The organism is Streptomyces sp. NPDC057623 (assembly GCF_042800355.1).
Lineage (GTDB): Bacteria > Actinomycetota > Actinomycetes > Streptomycetales > Streptomycetaceae > Streptomyces.
This window is the reverse complement of the sequence record NZ_JBHVGZ010000031.1, coordinates 11105-25151: the sequence shown is the minus strand read 5'-3', so window position 1 is coordinate 25151 and position 14047 is coordinate 11105. Positions and strand designations below refer to the sequence as shown.

The window sequence follows — 14047 nt, the reverse complement described above, 5'->3', positions numbered from 1 at the left end:
CCGTTTCTCTGTCATCCCCCGCAGGTCCGGTCGCGCGACTTGGGCAGCGAGGCGGTGATCCAGGCCCGTTCGGGGGCGATGTTCTGCTCGCCGACGGCCCAGAAGTCGGGCTGGCGGGCGCCCTGGGGGATACCGATGAGGACGGGGTCGCCCGCGCGCAGGCCCGGGACGAGGTTCTCGTCGACCACGAAGGTCAGCTCCTCCTCGCCCTTGTCCGTCTTATCTGGCTTGTCCGGCTTGTAGTAGTGGCTCATGTGCAGGGTGACGCGCAGGGACGTCGTACCGGGGAGCCGTTCCACCGAGGTGGCCCTGCCCTCGGCGACGAGGCGGGAGCAGGCGAGGTAGCCGGGGCTGCCGAAGGCATTGCCGCCGCCGGCCTCGGAGGATGCCTGCTTGTCGGCGGCGGCACCGGCCCCCGCGTCGGAGGCGTCGCCGCCGGCCTGTGTCAGCAGCCAGCCCATGCCCGCCAGCACGGACGCCGCGGCGGCCACGGCGAGCCCGCCGAAGGCGACGGCGAACACGCGGCGCCGGGCGCGGGAGGGCTGTCGTACCCGAAGGGGGGCGGGGTCGGGAACGGGGTCGGTTTCCGGCTCGGCGGCCGGGGCCGCCGCCGGCTCGGCGAGCGCGTGCCCGATGATCCCCAGCTGCTCCCGCAGCAGCGCCACATCGGCGACGGCCGACCGGTGCTCCGCCATGAAGGCGGCGTCCGCGCGCGCCTCGTCCGTGAGCGGCTCGTCGGTGATCGCGGCCATCAGCGCGTCGACGCCGGCGCGGCCCTCGTGCTCGGCGGTCATGTCACACCACCTCGTCCTCGTGCAGGCGGGCGCGCAGGGCCCGTACCGCCGTGTGCAGCCTGCTCTTGACCGTGCCCTCCGGGATGCCCAGCTCCTCGGCGATGTCGCGCACGGGGAGATCGCCGTAGAAACGCAGGACAAGGACCTGACGCTGGGCGTCGGGCAGTTCGTCCAGGCCCCGGGCGACGGCGAGGGAGAGCAGGCTCGTCTCCTCACCGGAGGGGTGGGCGGCCGGCTGGCGCAGGGAGGCGAGGCGTTCACCGAGCCGTTCCTGGCGCTTCTTGGCCCGGTGCCAGTCCATGGCGAGGTTGGAGGCGACGACCGCCGCCCACGCCGACACGTCCCGCGGGGCCTCGCGCCCGCTCGCGGCCCGCTCCAGCAGCCGCAGGCGGACCTGCTGTACCCCGTCCGGCAGGTCCGCCTGCGGCACCCCGCCCAGCGCGAGCACCGCCCGCACCCGACGTTCCTGGGCCGCGTCCAGCGGATCGTCCGGTACCTCCTGGACGGCACCGCCCCCCTGGTCGCGGCGGGCCTTTCTGCGCAGCACAGCCACCCCTCCCCTCGCCGTGTGGTGACTGTGACGCCAGGACGGGCCAAAACGTTCGACCTCGTCCGCCGGAATTTCCCGGGACGCCCCGCCGCTGCACACAGAGCCGCACACAGGCGCGCACCGGGACACGCGCAGAGGCGTACGTCACACCGCCGCGTAGGCCGGTTGCGGGCGGGCAGGCGAGCTTGCGGTGCGGGGCCGCCGCAGGGCGAATATCTCCAGCTCAGCCCGGGTGAGCGCCGCAGAACCGCGGCTCTGGCCGGGGTCCGACGCGTTCCACCGTTCGGTCATCCCGGTCAAACGATTGGACAGGCGGACCAAGGCTGACCGCATGATGGAAACGCCTCGGCCATGCAGCAGACACAGACAAGCCACGCAGATCACGTAGAAGGAGTCGCCGTGAGGGTCGGAATCGTCGGAGCCACCGGTCAGGTCGGCACGGTCATGCGCAGGATCCTCAAGGACCGGGACTTCCCGGTCACCGAGCTGCGCCTGTTCGCCTCGGCCCGCTCGGCGGGGACGGTCCTGGACGGCGTGACCGTGGAGGACGCGACGACGGCCGACTACAGCGGCCTGGACATCGTCCTGTTCTCGGCGGGCGGCTCGACCGCCAAGGCCCTGGCGCCGAAGGTCGCCGCCCAGGGCGCCGTGGTGATCGACAACTCCTCGGCCTGGCGCCGCGACCCCGAGGTCCCGCTGGTCGTCTCCGAGGTGAACCCGCACGCGATCGCCGACCGCCCCAAGGGCATCATCGCCAACCCGAACTGCACGACGATGGCCGCGATGCCGGTGCTGCGTCCGCTGCACGCCGAGGCGGGCCTTCAGGCGCTGGTCGTCGCCACCTACCAGGCGGTCTCCGGCTCCGGTCTCGCGGGCGTGGACGAGCTGTTCGAGCAGGTCAAGAAGGTCGGCGACGACGCGCCCAAGCTCACCCACGACGGCTCGGCGGCGGAGTTCCCCGAGCCGAACAAGTACGTCGCGCCGATCGCGTACAACGTGCTGCCGCTGGCCGGCTCGATCGTCGACGACGGCCTGAACGAGACCGACGAGGAGCAGAAGCTCCGCCACGAGTCCCGCAAGATCCTGGAGATCCCCGAGCTGAAGGTCTCCGGCACCTGTGTGCGGGTCCCGGTCTTCTCCGGCCACTCCCTCCAGGTCAACGCCCGCTTCGCCCGCCCGATCAGCGTGGAGCGCGCCAAGGAACTGCTGGCCGGCGCCCCCGGCGTGGCCCTCAGCGACGTCCCGACCCCGCTGCAGGCGGCCGGCCAGGACCCGTCCTACGTCGGCCGGATCCGCCAGGACGAGACGGTCGAGCACGGCCTCGCCCTCTTCCTCTCCAACGACAACCTCCGCAAGGGCGCGGCGCTGAACGCCGTGCAGATCGCGGAGCTGGTGGCGGCGGAGCTGAAGGGCTAGGACCTGCCCCCTCAGGCCCTGCGGACCTCGTAGAGGAAGCATCCGTACTCGACGGCCCGGACGTGGACGAGCGCCACGGACGGGTCGTCGAACGCGTTCTGGAGGCCCTGGGCCGTGCTGTCCGCGCCCTCGACCCGCTCTCCGCCGAGGATGTGCCCCTCGGCCGAGTACCGGCGGACCACGCGGTGCGCGTTCACGAAGGGCAGGCCGTCCAGTCGCGGCCCGGCACACTCCTCCGCGTGGATGAAGACGGGCCCCTGCTCGTCGTACGCACCCGGATCGGCGCCGTTCCCGGCCGCCCAGCGGCGCAGCGGGGCGTACGAGACGAGGGCGATCCGCTCCCCGGGCGCGCTCTTGCGCAGGCAGCAGCGCAGGGGCGCCCCGCCCTCCTCGTCGGTCACGGGAACCGTCCGGCGTCCCGCGTCGTCAGCAGAGCGAAGCTCCTTCAGGGCCGTCGGGTCGACGGGGCGTGCGCGATAGGTCGTCATGTCCCCAGCGTCACGCGCGTACGTCCCGCCCACCGGCGGTAAACGGACATCGCGCTCCGTGCAGGTCCCGTGGAAGGATGGCGCAACCCACACATATCGAGGAGATGACCGCGTGCCTGGCACAAACCTGACTCGCGAAGAGGCGCAGCAGCGGGCGAAGCTGCTCACCGTTGACTCTTACGAGATCGATCTCGACCTCTCCGGCGCGCAGGAAGGCGGCACCTACCGGTCCGTGACCACGGTGCGCTTCGACGTCACGGAGAACGGCGCCGACTCCTTCATCGACCTCGTGGCACCGACCGTCCACGAGGTGACTCTCAACGGCGACCCGCTCGACGCGGGCGAGGTCTTCAAGGACTCCCGTATCGCGCTGCCGGGCCTGCTGGAGGGCCGCAACGTCCTGCGGGTGGTCGCCGACTGCGCGTACACCAACACCGGCGAGGGCCTGCACCGCTTCGTCGACCCGGTCGACCAGCAGGCATATCTCTACACCCAGTTCGAGGTCCCGGACGCGCGCCGCGTCTTCGCGTCCTTCGAGCAGCCCGATCTGAAGGCCACCTTCCAGTTCACCGTGAAGGCCCCCGAGGGCTGGACGGTGATCTCCAACTCGCCCACCCCGGAGCCGAAGGACAACGTCTGGTCCTTCGAGCCGACGCCGCGCATCTCGTCGTACATCACGGCGCTCATCGTCGGCCCGTACCACTCCGTGCACAGCGTCTACGAGAAGGACGGCCAGTCCGTCCCGCTCGGCATCTACTGCCGGCCGTCGCTCGCCGAGTACCTCGACTCGGACGCGATCTTCGAGGTGACCCGGCAGGGCTTCGACTGGTTCCAGGAGAAGTTCGACTACGCGTACCCGTTCGCGAAGTACGACCAGCTGTTCGTGCCGGAGTTCAACGCGGGCGCGATGGAGAACGCCGGCGCGGTCACCATCCGTGACCAGTACGTCTTCCGGTCGAAGGTCACCGACGCCGCGTACGAGCAGCGTGCGGCGACGATCCTGCACGAGCTGGCCCACATGTGGTTCGGCGACCTGGTCACCATGGAGTGGTGGAACGACCTGTGGCTGAACGAGTCGTTCGCCACCTACGCGGAGGCGTCCTGCCTCGCGCACGCTCCCGGATCGAAGTGGCCGAACTCCTGGACCACCTTCGCCAACTCCATGAAGACCTGGGCCTACCGGCAGGACCAGCTGCCCTCCACCCACCCGATCATGGCCGAGATCCGGGACCTGGACGACGTCCTCGTCAACTTCGACGGGATCACGTACGCCAAGGGCGCCTCCGTCCTCAAGCAGCTCGTCGCCTACGTCGGCATGGACGAGTTCTTCCGGGGTGTGCAGGCGTACTTCAAGCGCCACGCGTTCGGCAACACGCGCCTGTCCGACCTGCTGGGCGCCCTGGAGGAGACCTCCGGCCGTGACCTGAAGACCTGGTCGAAGAAGTGGCTGGAGACGGCGGGCATCAACATCCTGCGTCCCGAGATCGAGACGGACGCCGACGGTGTCATCACGTCCTTCGCGATCCGCCAGGAGGCACCCGCGCTGCCGGCCGGCGCGAAGGGTGAGCCGACGCTGCGGCCGCACCGCATCGCGGTGGGCCTCTACAGCCTCGACGACGCGTCGGGCAGGCTGCTGCGCGACGAGCGCGTCGAGCTGGACGTGGACGGTGAACTGACCGCCGTTCCGCAGCTGGTGGGCAAGCGCCGCGCGGACGTGATCCTCCTCAACGACGACGACCTGTCGTACTCGAAGGTCCGCCTGGACGAGCAGTCCCTGGCCTTCGTCACGGAGCACCTCGGCGACTTCGAGGCGTCCCTCCCGCGGGCCCTGTGCTGGGCGTCGTCCTGGGACATGACGCGCGACGCGGAGCTCGCCACCCGCGACTACCTCTCGCTGGTCCTGTCGGGCATCGGCAAGGAGTCCGACATCGGCGTCGTGCAGTCGCTGCAGCGCCAGGTGAAGCTGGCGATCGAGCTGTACGCCGCCCCGGCCGCCCGCGAGGCCCTGCTGACCCGCTGGACGGACGCCACGCTGGCCCATCTGCGGTCCGCCGAGGCGGGCAGCGACCACCAGCTGGCGTGGGCGCGGGCGTTCGCCGCGACGGCCCGTACGCCGGAGCAGCTGGACCTGCTGGAGGGCCTGCTGGACGGCTCCCAGTCGGTCGAGGGGCTGGCCGTCGACACGGAGCTGCGCTGGGCGTTCGTGCAGCGCCTGGCGGCCGTGGGCCGCTTCGACGAGACCGAGATCGCGGGCGAGTACGAGCGGGACAGGACGGCGGCCGGCGAGCGTCACGCCGCCACGGCCCGCGCGGCCCGCCCGACCCCCGAGGCCAAGGCCGAGGCCTGGTCGTCGGTCATCGACTCCGACAAGCTCCCGAACGCCCTCCAGGAGGCGGTCATCGGCGGCTTCGTCCAGACCGACCAGCGCGAACTCCTCGCCCCGTACGGGGACAAGTTCTTCGAGGTGGTCAAGGACATCTGGGACTCCCGCTCCCACGAGATCGCCCAGCAGATCGCCGTGGGCCTGTACCCGACGATCCAGGTCTCCGAGGAGACGCTGGAGAAGACGGACAGCTGGCTGACGTCGACGGAGCCGAACGCGGCCCTGCGACGTCTGGTCTCGGAGTCCCGGGCGGGCGTGGAACGGGCTCTGAAGGCCCAGGCCGCGGACACGGCGGCTGAGCAGTAACGGCCGTAGTACGTACGTCGACGAGGGCGCCCGGTGCTGTTGCGCCGGGCGCCCTCCTCGCAACGGGACCACGCCTTGAAAACTGAGGCTTGAGGGCTAGGCTCCTGAAGGGTCATCGCCGCTGAGGAGGAGGTTCGCAGGCATGAACGGGACGGTGACGGCGGTCAGCAGCAATGGCCGGTATTCGTTCACCAAGCCGAACCGGGACAGCATCACCTTGCTGGCCGGACTGGGCGTGGAGGGAGACGTCCACGCCGGTGTGACGGTCAGGCATCGCTCCCGCGTTGCCCAGGATCCCACTCAGCCGAACCTGCGCCAGGTGCACCTCATCCACGAAGAGCTCTTTGCCGAGGTCGGTGGCGCGGGATACCGGGTCGCGCCAGGTGAGCTCGGGGAGAACGTCACCACTCGCGGCATCGACCTGCTCGGTTTGCCTGTCGGCACCGAGCTGCGCCTGGGCGAGGACGCGATGCTGGTGGTGACCGGGCTGCGCAACCCCTGCCTGCAGATCGACAACTTCCGAAACGGGCTGCTGAAGCAGGTCGTCGGCCGTGACGAGGCCGGGAACATCGTGCGCAAGGCCGGGATCATGAGTGTCGTGAAGGAAGGCGGGGTGGTGCGCCCCGGCGACTTGATCAAGGTAAAGCTCCCCGACGGACCGCATCGGCGGCTGGACCAAGTCTGATCCCACGGGGTGCTCACGCGGACCGCGGCGATCTACCGTCGCAACGCCTGAACCTTCACGTCCGTCGAGTCCTCTCGATGCCTCACTTCAGCGGAACCGAAGGACTCACCGGTGGCCGCCCTCGCCGCCACCCGGCGCCCCGCCCCGATCTGCCCCACCACGGTCGCCCCGAACGCCAGCGCCATGCCCGCCAGCTGAAGCGGCGTCAGCGTCTGGTCCAGTGCCGCCCAGCCGACCACGGCGGCGGTCAGCGGGGACAGCGGCCCGAGGAAGGTGACCTGGGTGGCGGTGAGGCGGCCGATGCCGCGGAACCAGAGCCAGTACGCGAGGGCCGTGTTCGCCAGCGCCAGATAGAGGTAGCCGCCGATCGCCGGGCCGTCGAGCGCGGGCGGCGCGCCCTCGACCAGGAGGGCGAGCGGGGCGATGAGCAGGCCGCCGGCCGTCAGCTGCCATCCGGTGAGGGCGAGGGGTCCGACGCCGTCCGGGCGTCCCCAGCGCTTGGTCAGCACCGTGCCCGTGGACATCGAGGCGGTGGAGGCGAGCGCCGCCAGGACGCCCAGCGCGTCCAGGGCACCGGCCGCCCGCAGCACGACGAGACTGACCCCGAACGCGGCCACGACCGCGGTGAGCAGCGTCCGCACGGTCGGCCGCTCCCCCAGCAGCAGCGCCGCGAGTCCCGCGACGAACAGCGGCCCGACCGAGCCCACGACCGCCGCCATGCCACCGGGCAACCGGTACGCGGACAGGAACAGCAGCGGGAAGAAGGCGCCGATGTTCAGCGCGCCGAGCACCGCCGACTTCCACCACCAGGCGCCGCGCGGGCGGACCCGGGCGAGGGCGAGCAGCAGCAGTCCGGCGGGCAGCGCGCGCATCAGGCCGGTGAACAGGGGGCGGTCGGGCGGCAGGAACTCGGTGGTGACCGCGTAGGTCGTGCCCCAGGAGACGGGGGCGAGCGCCGTGAGGAGTATCAGCGCACCCATGGCACGCACCCTTCGAGGCAGGGAGGTCGGCCAGGAACACGTCCGGCCGGACTCGGAACAGGTCGATGGCAAGTAGCTTAGTCGTAAGCTACTTTCCGTCAAGCCACTTTCTTGCGGCCGAGCGTCCGACGACCGATACTCGGCACATGAGCGAACGCCCCCAGCGCAAGGACCCCGTCGACGCGATCGTCGACCAGTGGGCGGCCGTGCGGCCCGACCTCGACACCAAGGCGATGGAGGTCTTCGGGCGGATCTTCCGCCTCTCGCGCACACTGGGCGACCGCATGGAGAAGGCGTACACGCCCTACGGCATCTCGCGCGGCGAGTTCGACGTCCTGGCGACCCTGCGCCGCGCCGGTGAGCCGCACACGCTCTCGCCCCGGCAGCTCTCGGCGACGCTGATGCTCACCACCGGCGGCATGACCGGCCGCCTCGACAAGCTGGAACGGGCCGGCCTGCTGCGCCGCTCCCCCGATCCGCACGACCGCCGCGGTCTGCAGGTCACCCTCACCGAGAAGGGGTTGCACCTCATCGACGAGGCGGTCGGCGCCGGCCTCGCCGTCCAGACGGAGGCCCTGTCGGCCCTCGACGGCGAACAGGCCGACCGACTGGCCGACCTGTTGCGGGAGCTGCTGGCGGGGACACCCGAACAGCGCTAGCGGCCCGCCGGAGAACACACCGAGGGCGCCGGCCTCGTCGGCGTACGGCGGATGCGCGTACGTACGACGGGGTCGGCGCCCTCGGGAAAAGCTGCGGGAAAGCCAGGACCGGGCAAAACGCCCCGATCAGGCCCTCGCCTCGTTCAGGCGCTTGCCTCGCTCAGGCCCTCGCCTTGGACTTGGCCTTCGGCCGGCGGTCCGTGGAGCGGTCCAGGACCATCACGAGGCCCGTGATGACCGCGAAGATCACGAGGGGGGCCAGGACGAACTGGCCCAGCGTCTCGATGACGCTCAGGCCCGGGCCGGGGTCGTCACCGTCGTCACGCGTCAGCGCGAGCGCGGGGGACGACATGAGCAGCATCATCAGCGTCGTACCGGCGACCAGGGCGCCGGCGCGCAGGGCGTTCTTCTTGTCCACGTTGCCAAAAGTATCGAACCCCACGAGGGGCCGCGCGCCCGGGGTGCCGTATGAGGCGCGGGCGGCCGCCCAGCCCCCCGTGCCGGGCGCGTGGTCATCGCGGCCCGGCAGCTCCCGCTCCCGCCCGCAGCACCTCCAGCAGGGCCCGCACCCGGGCCGAGCCCGCCAGCTCCTCCAGCGTCACCGCCCTCCCCTCCGCGTCCGCGATCGGCAGCCGCCAGTTCGGGTACTGGGTCCAGGTCCCCGGCAGGTTCTGCGGGCGGCGGTCACCCACGCCGTCGGGGAGCCAGACGCCGACCATGCGGGCCGGGGTGCGCAGCAGGAAGCGGTGGACGCCCTGGATCTCGGCCTCCTCCTCGGAGGCGCAGCGCCCCCCGTGGGTGCCCCGCAGCATCCCGAGCCGGGACAGCAGTTCCAGCCACTCGGCGGTGTCCGCCGCCGCTTCGGCCCGCTCCTGCTCCAGGGGGCGGGTCAACAGGCCGAGGCCGTCGCGGAGTTCGACGTGGTCGCCGGTGAGGCGGGCCGCGGTGGGCGGCAGGTCGTGGGTGGTGACGGTGGCGAGGCAGTCGGCGCGCCAGGAGTCCGGCGGCAGGGGGCGGCCGTCGCCGTCCCAGTCCCGCTCGAACCACAGCACCGAGGTGCCGAGCACGCCCCGCGAGCGCAGCGTCTCCCGCACTCCCGGCTCCACCGTGCCCAGATCCTCCCCGATCACCACCGCCCCGGCCCGGGAGGCCTCCAGCACCAGGATCGCGAGCATCGCCTCGGCGTCGTAGCGGACGTACGTCCCCTCCGTGGGCGGCTGCCCCTGCGGCACCCACCACAGCCGGAACAGCCCCATCACATGGTCGATGCGCAGGGCGCCCGCGTACCGGAAGAGCGCCCTGAGCAGGCGGCGGTACGGCTCGTACCCCGACTCGGCCAGCCGGTCCGGCCGCCAGGGCGGCAGCCCCCAGTCCTGGCCACGGGCGTTGAAGGCGTCCGGCGGGGCGCCCACCGACATCCCGGCCGCGAAGTACTCCTGCTGCGCCCAGGCGTCCGCGCCCCCGGGATGCACGCCGACCGCGAGGTCGTGCACGATCCCGACCGGCATCCCCGCCTCCCGCGCGGCCCGCTGGGCCTCGGCCAGCTGGCCGTCGGTGAGCCACACGAGACGGCAGTGGAAGTCGACCCGGTCCATCAACTCGCCCCGCGCGCGGGCGGTTTCGGGCGACCGCGGATCCCGTAGCCCCGCCGGCCAGCGCGCCCAGTCCGAGCCGTGCACCTCGGCCAGCGCGCACCAGGTGGCGTGGTCCTCCAGCGCCTGGCCCTCCTGGGCGAGGAAGTCGACGTAGGCGGCCTGCCGCCCCGGCCCGAGCGGCACCTCGCGCACCAGCTCCAGCGCCTCCCGCTTGGCCTCCCAGACCGCGTCCCGGTCGATCAGCTCCCCCTTCTCCAGCACCGCCGCACGCAACCGCCCGGCCCGCTCCAGCAGCACCCGCACCCGCTCGCGGTCCTCGACGTAGGCGAACTCGGGCACGTCCTCGACCCGCAGATGCACCGGGTCGGGGAAGCGCCGGGAGGAGGGGCGGTAGGGGGACGGGTCGGTCGGGGTCCCGGGCACGGCCGCGTGCAACGGGTTGACCTGCACGAATCCCGCGCCGAGTGCCCGGCCGGCCCAGGCGGCCAGCTCGGCGAGGTCACCGAGGTCGCCCATGCCCCAGGAACGGCGGGACAGGAGGGAGTAGAGCTGGACGAGCAGGCCGTACGAGCGTCCGGCGGCCGTGGGCAGGCGGGGCGGGGCGACGACCAGGTGACTGGTCGCCGTACGGCCGTCGGGGGCGGTGGCGGTCAACCGGTGGACACCGGGCGGGAGTTGGGTGACGGCGGTGCGGGTCTCGCCCTGTTCGGTGTCGATGCGCAGCCGGGTGCCGGAGGGCAGCGAGGCCAGCGCCCCGGGTTCGGCGCCGCTCCAGCACACCGCCGTCGGGGGCAGCAGCCGCTCGCGCAGCTCCCGCTCCCGTGCGGCGCGCGCGGCGGCGGAGGCACGCGGCGTGCTCGCGTCGATGCCGAGGGCGGCCAGGGCGAGGGTGAGGGCGGCGGCGGAGGCCGTGACGGTGCGGTCGGCGGACGGCTGGTAGGAGGTGGCGACGCCGTGCAGCTCGGCGAGCCGCGCCAGATCGTCGGAGGGGAGGTCTTCAAGACCTTCGGGGTCCTGGGGACCCTCGGCAGGGGCTTCGGCCGACCGCTCTGCTGTCATCTACGGCCTCGGGGAGTCCATGTCCATGTCCATACCGATGTCCATACCCATGTCCCAGGTCGCCGCCTCACTCGTCAGCGGCGCGGCGTCGGCGAGCGGCGGCTCGCTGGTGAGCGGCTCCGCGTCGGGGAGGGGTGGTTCGCTGGTGAGGGGGGTTTCGAAGCAGGCGCCCTCGGCGCTGAAGACGCAGGCGTGCATCTCGGGCTCGGCGAAGACGCCTTCGTACAGACCGGGCTCGATGGGCGCCTCAGGTTTGGACAGGGCCGATGCTGTGGCCACGGGGACCTCCTTGTCGAGTACGACGTGGGTTACCGCAGCCCTACCCAGCGGACGCGATGACAGACGTACAAAGAGAAACAACGTGCCTCTCCTCACATTCTGTTCCGCACATCCTGTTGCAAAGGCCGCTTCTCCCGGACCATTTTCCTGATCACTATTCACTCAGTACATGTACTCAGTACATAATGATCGGCATGAGCACCCGCCACATCCTGTTGGGGCTGCTCGCCACGGGGCCGAGCCATGGCTACGACCTCAAGCGACGCCACGACGAACGCTTCCCGCAGGCCCGCCCGCTGGCCTACGGGCAGGTCTACACGACTTTGCAGCGGCTGGTCCGCGACGGACTCGCCGAGGTCGACGGCACCGATTCGGACGGCGGCCCGGAGCGGACCGTGTACCGCTCGACGGAGGGCGGAGCGCGTGAACTGGCCGAGTGGGCCGGGGAGATCGCGCCGCCCGCGCCGTTCGTGACGAACGAGATCTTCGCCAAGGTCGTCGTGTCGATCCTGTCCGGCGGCGACCCCGAGACCTATCTGCGCGCCCAGCGCGCCGCCCATATGACACGGATGCGCGAGCTCACGGCGGTCAAGACCGCACGGGGCACAGATCTCGCGACCGTGCTCTCGGCGGACTACGCCCTCAACCACCTCGACGCCGACCTCCGTTGGATGACGACCACGGCGGCCCGGCTCACCACTCTGACCGCGGAGGTAGACGCAGGATGAGCAGGACAGCGGAAAGCGCGGTGCCGCTGCTGGCGGCCCGTGACCTCGTCAAGGCACACGGCAGGACACAGGCCCTGCGCGGCGCCTCGGTCGAACTGCGGGCGGGCGAGATCCTCGCGGTCACCGGCGCCAGCGGCGGCGGGAAGTCCACGCTGCTGCACTGCCTGGCCGGCATCGTCCGCCCGGACGCCGGTTCGGTGACGTACGACGGGCAGCGGCTGGACCGGTTGCCGGAGAAGCGGCTGAGCGAGCTGCGGCGTACGGAGTTCGGCGTGGTCTTCCAGTTCGGGCAGCTCATCCCCGAGCTGACGGCCCTGGACAACGTCGCCCTGCCGCTGCTGCTCGCCGGCGAGCGACGGCAGGAGGCGCGGTCGAGGGCCGGCGAGTGGCTGGAGCGTTTCGGGGTGCGCGGTCAGGAGGAACTGCGGCCGGGTGAGATGAGCGGCGGCCAGGCACAGCGGGTGGCCCTGGCCCGCGCGCTGGTCACCGGCCCGAAGATCGTCTTCGCGGACGAGCCGACCGGGGCACTGGACTCACTGGCGAGCGAGCAGGTGATGACGGCCCTGACCCACACGGCCCGCGAGTCGGGCACGGCGGTGCTGCTGATCACGCACGACGCCCAGGTGGCGGCGTACGCGGACCGCGAGGTGCGGCTGGCCGACGGGGCCGTGGCGCCGCTGGAGGTGGCGGCATGAGAGCCGACCTCAGGCTGGCCTGGCTGCTCACCCGGGGATCCGACCGGCGCGAGTGGTGGCGGGTCACGCTCACGGCGATCGGAGCGGCGCTGGCGACCGGCCTCGGGCTGGCCGTCGCCACGATCGCCCCGCTCGACGGGCACTACCGCGTCTCCGTCAGCTCCGGACTCCTGGACCAGGCCGGCGACCGGCGGGGCGTGATCGTCGCACTGCTGATGCTGCTGATACCGGTCCTCGGCTTTCTCGGGCAGTGCGCCCGCGTGGGGGCGGTGCACCGCGACCGGCGCCTTGCCGCGCTGCGCCTCGCGGGGGCCGCACCCGCCCAGGTACGGCGGATCGCGGCCCTGGAGGCGGGGCTGGCCTGTCTGGCCGGCTCGGCGGTGGCCACGGTGTTCTGCGTCCTGCTCCTGCTGCGCCTGTGGCAGCGCCCCGAGCCCCTGGCGTGGCTCGGCATCGCCCTGGTCACCGTGGCCGTCCCGGTGCTGGGCGCGATCGTGAGCGCGCTGTCGCTGCGGCGCTTGGTGGCCTCGCCGCTGGGCTGGGTACGGCGGGTGCGGCCGACGCGGGGGCCGGGGAGGGTGTTCCTGGCGGTGACCGTGCTGGTGGTGGTGGCGACGGGCCTGATCGCCGTGAGCACGGTGTTCGGCAATCCCTTCCGGTTCTTCCTCGCCCCGCTGACGGTGGTGGCCCTGAGTCTGCTGACCGGTGTCTCGGCCGTATGGCTGGCGGGCTGGTCGTCCCGGCGGCTGGGTTCCGTGCTCGCCGCCCGCGCCCAGCGCCCGGCCGTGCTGATCGCGGCGGAGCGCCTGCGGGACGACCCGTGGGCGGCGGCCCGTACCCATGCGGCGGTGCTGCTGGTGACGGTCGTGGGCACGGCCTTCGCCGGCATCCGGGCGGTGATGCTGCACGTGGTGGACCACACCCCCTACCTGGCCGGGGAACGCTCGTACTACTCCACGGCCCTCGGCCTGTCCGGTGCGGCGGTCCTGGTCGCGCTGGCGCTGACCCTGGCCGCCCTGGCCGTGGGGACCGCCGAGTCGCTGGCCACGCGCCGCCGGGGGCTGGCCGCACAGGCCGCGGCGGGGGTGCCGCAGCGTGTCCTCGGCCGGGTGCTGCTCCTGGAGACGGCGCTGCCGCTCGCCCCGGCGATGCTGCTGGCGGGCGCCGGCGGCACGGCGATCTACGTGGGCTGGGCCGGCCTGAGCGACGACGCCGTCGGGTCCGTACCGCTGCTGCCGGTCCTGGTCCCGGTGGCCGTGTACGCCGCCTGCCTGCTGGCCGCGGCCACGTCACTGCCGTTGCTGCGGAGGTCGGTGCGGCCGGCGGAGCTGCGGTACGGGTGAGAGCGGTGCCGCGGTACGGGTGAGAGCAGCGCCGCGGTCCTGCGGGAGAACGGCCGCTTGGCGGGGCGACCGTCCGGCCCCGGGGGC

The 14047-nt window shown here is 72.3% G+C and carries 14 protein-coding genes; 7 read left to right on the top strand and 7 right to left on the bottom strand.

The window, feature by feature from the left end:
• Window positions 1-11 precede the first annotated feature (11 nt).
• Together ACFU95_RS27805 and ACFU95_RS27800 are read right to left on the bottom strand one after the other, a co-directional pair.
• Window positions 12-794, bottom strand: coding sequence for a hypothetical protein (locus tag ACFU95_RS27805; protein WP_383832529.1), 783 nt, complete (start codon window positions 792-794; stop codon window positions 12-14).
• Window position 795: 1 nt separating this feature from the next.
• Window positions 796-1347: an RNA polymerase sigma factor gene (locus ACFU95_RS27800; RefSeq protein WP_383832527.1), complete on the bottom strand. Its 552-nt coding sequence runs from the start codon at window positions 1345-1347 to the stop codon at window positions 796-798.
• Between the two features lie 396 nt (window positions 1348-1743).
• Here ACFU95_RS27800 and ACFU95_RS27795 point away from each other — a divergent pair, with 396 nt between their 5' ends.
• The gene (locus tag ACFU95_RS27795; RefSeq protein WP_383832525.1) at window positions 1744-2760 is read left to right on the top strand and encodes an aspartate-semialdehyde dehydrogenase; all 1017 of its coding nucleotides are present in this window, start codon (window positions 1744-1746) and stop codon (window positions 2758-2760) included.
• A gap of 11 nt (window positions 2761-2771) precedes the next feature.
• On the opposite strand, the gene ACFU95_RS27790 is transcribed toward ACFU95_RS27795, so the two are convergent.
• On the bottom strand, window positions 2772-3248 hold the full coding sequence (locus ACFU95_RS27790) for a DUF1203 domain-containing protein (RefSeq protein ID WP_383832523.1): 477 nt from the start codon (window positions 3246-3248) through the stop codon (window positions 2772-2774).
• A 112-nt stretch (window positions 3249-3360) separates the two neighbouring features.
• Between ACFU95_RS27790 and pepN the strand changes: the two genes are divergently transcribed.
• The gene (pepN, locus tag ACFU95_RS27785; protein WP_383832521.1) at window positions 3361-5937 is read left to right on the top strand and encodes an aminopeptidase N; all 2577 of its coding nucleotides are present in this window, start codon (window positions 3361-3363) and stop codon (window positions 5935-5937) included.
• Between the two features lie 142 nt (window positions 5938-6079).
• Window positions 6080-6622: an MOSC domain-containing protein gene (locus tag ACFU95_RS27780; protein ID WP_383832519.1), complete on the top strand. Its 543-nt coding sequence runs from the start codon at window positions 6080-6082 to the stop codon at window positions 6620-6622.
• Window positions 6623-6654: 32 nt separating this feature from the next.
• Here the strand turns inward: ACFU95_RS27780 and ACFU95_RS27775 are convergent, their stop codons facing one another.
• Window positions 6655-7602, bottom strand: a complete 948-nt coding sequence (locus tag ACFU95_RS27775; RefSeq protein ID WP_383832517.1) for an EamA family transporter — start codon at window positions 7600-7602, stop codon at window positions 6655-6657.
• A gap of 146 nt (window positions 7603-7748) precedes the next feature.
• Here ACFU95_RS27775 and ACFU95_RS27770 point away from each other — a divergent pair, with 146 nt between their 5' ends.
• Window positions 7749-8261 carry a MarR family winged helix-turn-helix transcriptional regulator gene (locus tag ACFU95_RS27770; RefSeq protein WP_383832515.1) on the top strand — a complete coding sequence of 171 codons (513 nt, stop codon included), beginning with the start codon at window positions 7749-7751 and terminating at the stop codon, window positions 8259-8261.
• 160 nt (window positions 8262-8421) lie between these two features.
• On the opposite strand, the gene ACFU95_RS27765 is transcribed toward ACFU95_RS27770, so the two are convergent.
• The 3 genes from ACFU95_RS27765 to ACFU95_RS27755 all read right to left on the bottom strand — a co-directional run bounded on the left by ACFU95_RS27765 (window position 8422) and on the right by ACFU95_RS27755 (window position 11194).
• Window positions 8422-8679 carry a hypothetical protein gene (locus ACFU95_RS27765; RefSeq protein WP_383832513.1) on the bottom strand — a complete coding sequence of 86 codons (258 nt, stop codon included), beginning with the start codon at window positions 8677-8679 and terminating at the stop codon, window positions 8422-8424.
• A gap of 94 nt (window positions 8680-8773) precedes the next feature.
• Window positions 8774-10915 carry a 4-alpha-glucanotransferase gene (gene malQ, locus ACFU95_RS27760; protein ID WP_383832511.1) on the bottom strand — a complete coding sequence of 714 codons (2142 nt, stop codon included), beginning with the start codon at window positions 10913-10915 and terminating at the stop codon, window positions 8774-8776.
• On the bottom strand, window positions 10916-11194 hold the full coding sequence (locus ACFU95_RS27755; RefSeq protein WP_383832509.1) for a hypothetical protein: 279 nt from the start codon (window positions 11192-11194) through the stop codon (window positions 10916-10918).
• Between the two features lie 194 nt (window positions 11195-11388).
• On the opposite strand from ACFU95_RS27755, the gene ACFU95_RS27750 reads away from it, so the two are divergent.
• Genes ACFU95_RS27750 through ACFU95_RS27740 form a run of 3 tightly spaced genes read left to right on the top strand, consistent with a single transcriptional unit; the run spans window position 11389 to window position 13960 of the window.
• Window positions 11389-11922, top strand: a complete 534-nt coding sequence (locus ACFU95_RS27750) for a PadR family transcriptional regulator (RefSeq protein WP_383832507.1) — start codon at window positions 11389-11391, stop codon at window positions 11920-11922.
• On the top strand, window positions 11919-12617 hold the full coding sequence (locus tag ACFU95_RS27745; RefSeq protein ID WP_383832505.1) for an ABC transporter ATP-binding protein: 699 nt from the start codon (window positions 11919-11921) through the stop codon (window positions 12615-12617). Before ACFU95_RS27750 ends, ACFU95_RS27745 begins: the two co-directional genes overlap by 4 nt.
• Window positions 12614-13960 carry an FtsX-like permease family protein gene (locus ACFU95_RS27740; protein WP_383832503.1) on the top strand — a complete coding sequence of 449 codons (1347 nt, stop codon included), beginning with the start codon at window positions 12614-12616 and terminating at the stop codon, window positions 13958-13960. Before ACFU95_RS27745 ends, ACFU95_RS27740 begins: the two co-directional genes overlap by 4 nt.
• Window positions 13961-14047 lie beyond the last annotated feature (87 nt).

Bases quoted from the DNA above. Each gene is read 5' to 3' on its own strand.
- ACFU95_RS27805 (WP_383832529.1), bottom strand. From the start codon at position 794: ATGACCGCCGAGCACGAGGGCCGCGCCGGCGTCGACGCGCTGATGGCC.
- ACFU95_RS27790 (WP_383832523.1), bottom strand. From the start codon at position 3,248: ATGACGACCTATCGCGCACGCCCCGTCGACCCGACGGCCCTGAAGGAG.
- ACFU95_RS27780 (WP_383832519.1), top strand. From the start codon at position 6,080: ATGAACGGGACGGTGACGGCGGTCAGCAGCAATGGCCGGTATTCGTTC.
- ACFU95_RS27775 (WP_383832517.1), bottom strand. From the start codon at position 7,602: ATGGGTGCGCTGATACTCCTCACGGCGCTCGCCCCCGTCTCCTGGGGC.
- ACFU95_RS27770 (WP_383832515.1), top strand. From the start codon at position 7,749: ATGAGCGAACGCCCCCAGCGCAAGGACCCCGTCGACGCGATCGTCGAC.
- malQ (WP_383832511.1), bottom strand. From the start codon at position 10,915: ATGACAGCAGAGCGGTCGGCCGAAGCCCCTGCCGAGGGTCCCCAGGAC.
- ACFU95_RS27750 (WP_383832507.1), top strand. From the start codon at position 11,389: ATGAGCACCCGCCACATCCTGTTGGGGCTGCTCGCCACGGGGCCGAGC.
- ACFU95_RS27745 (WP_383832505.1), top strand. From the start codon at position 11,919: ATGAGCAGGACAGCGGAAAGCGCGGTGCCGCTGCTGGCGGCCCGTGAC.
- ACFU95_RS27740 (WP_383832503.1), top strand. From the start codon at position 12,614: ATGAGAGCCGACCTCAGGCTGGCCTGGCTGCTCACCCGGGGATCCGAC.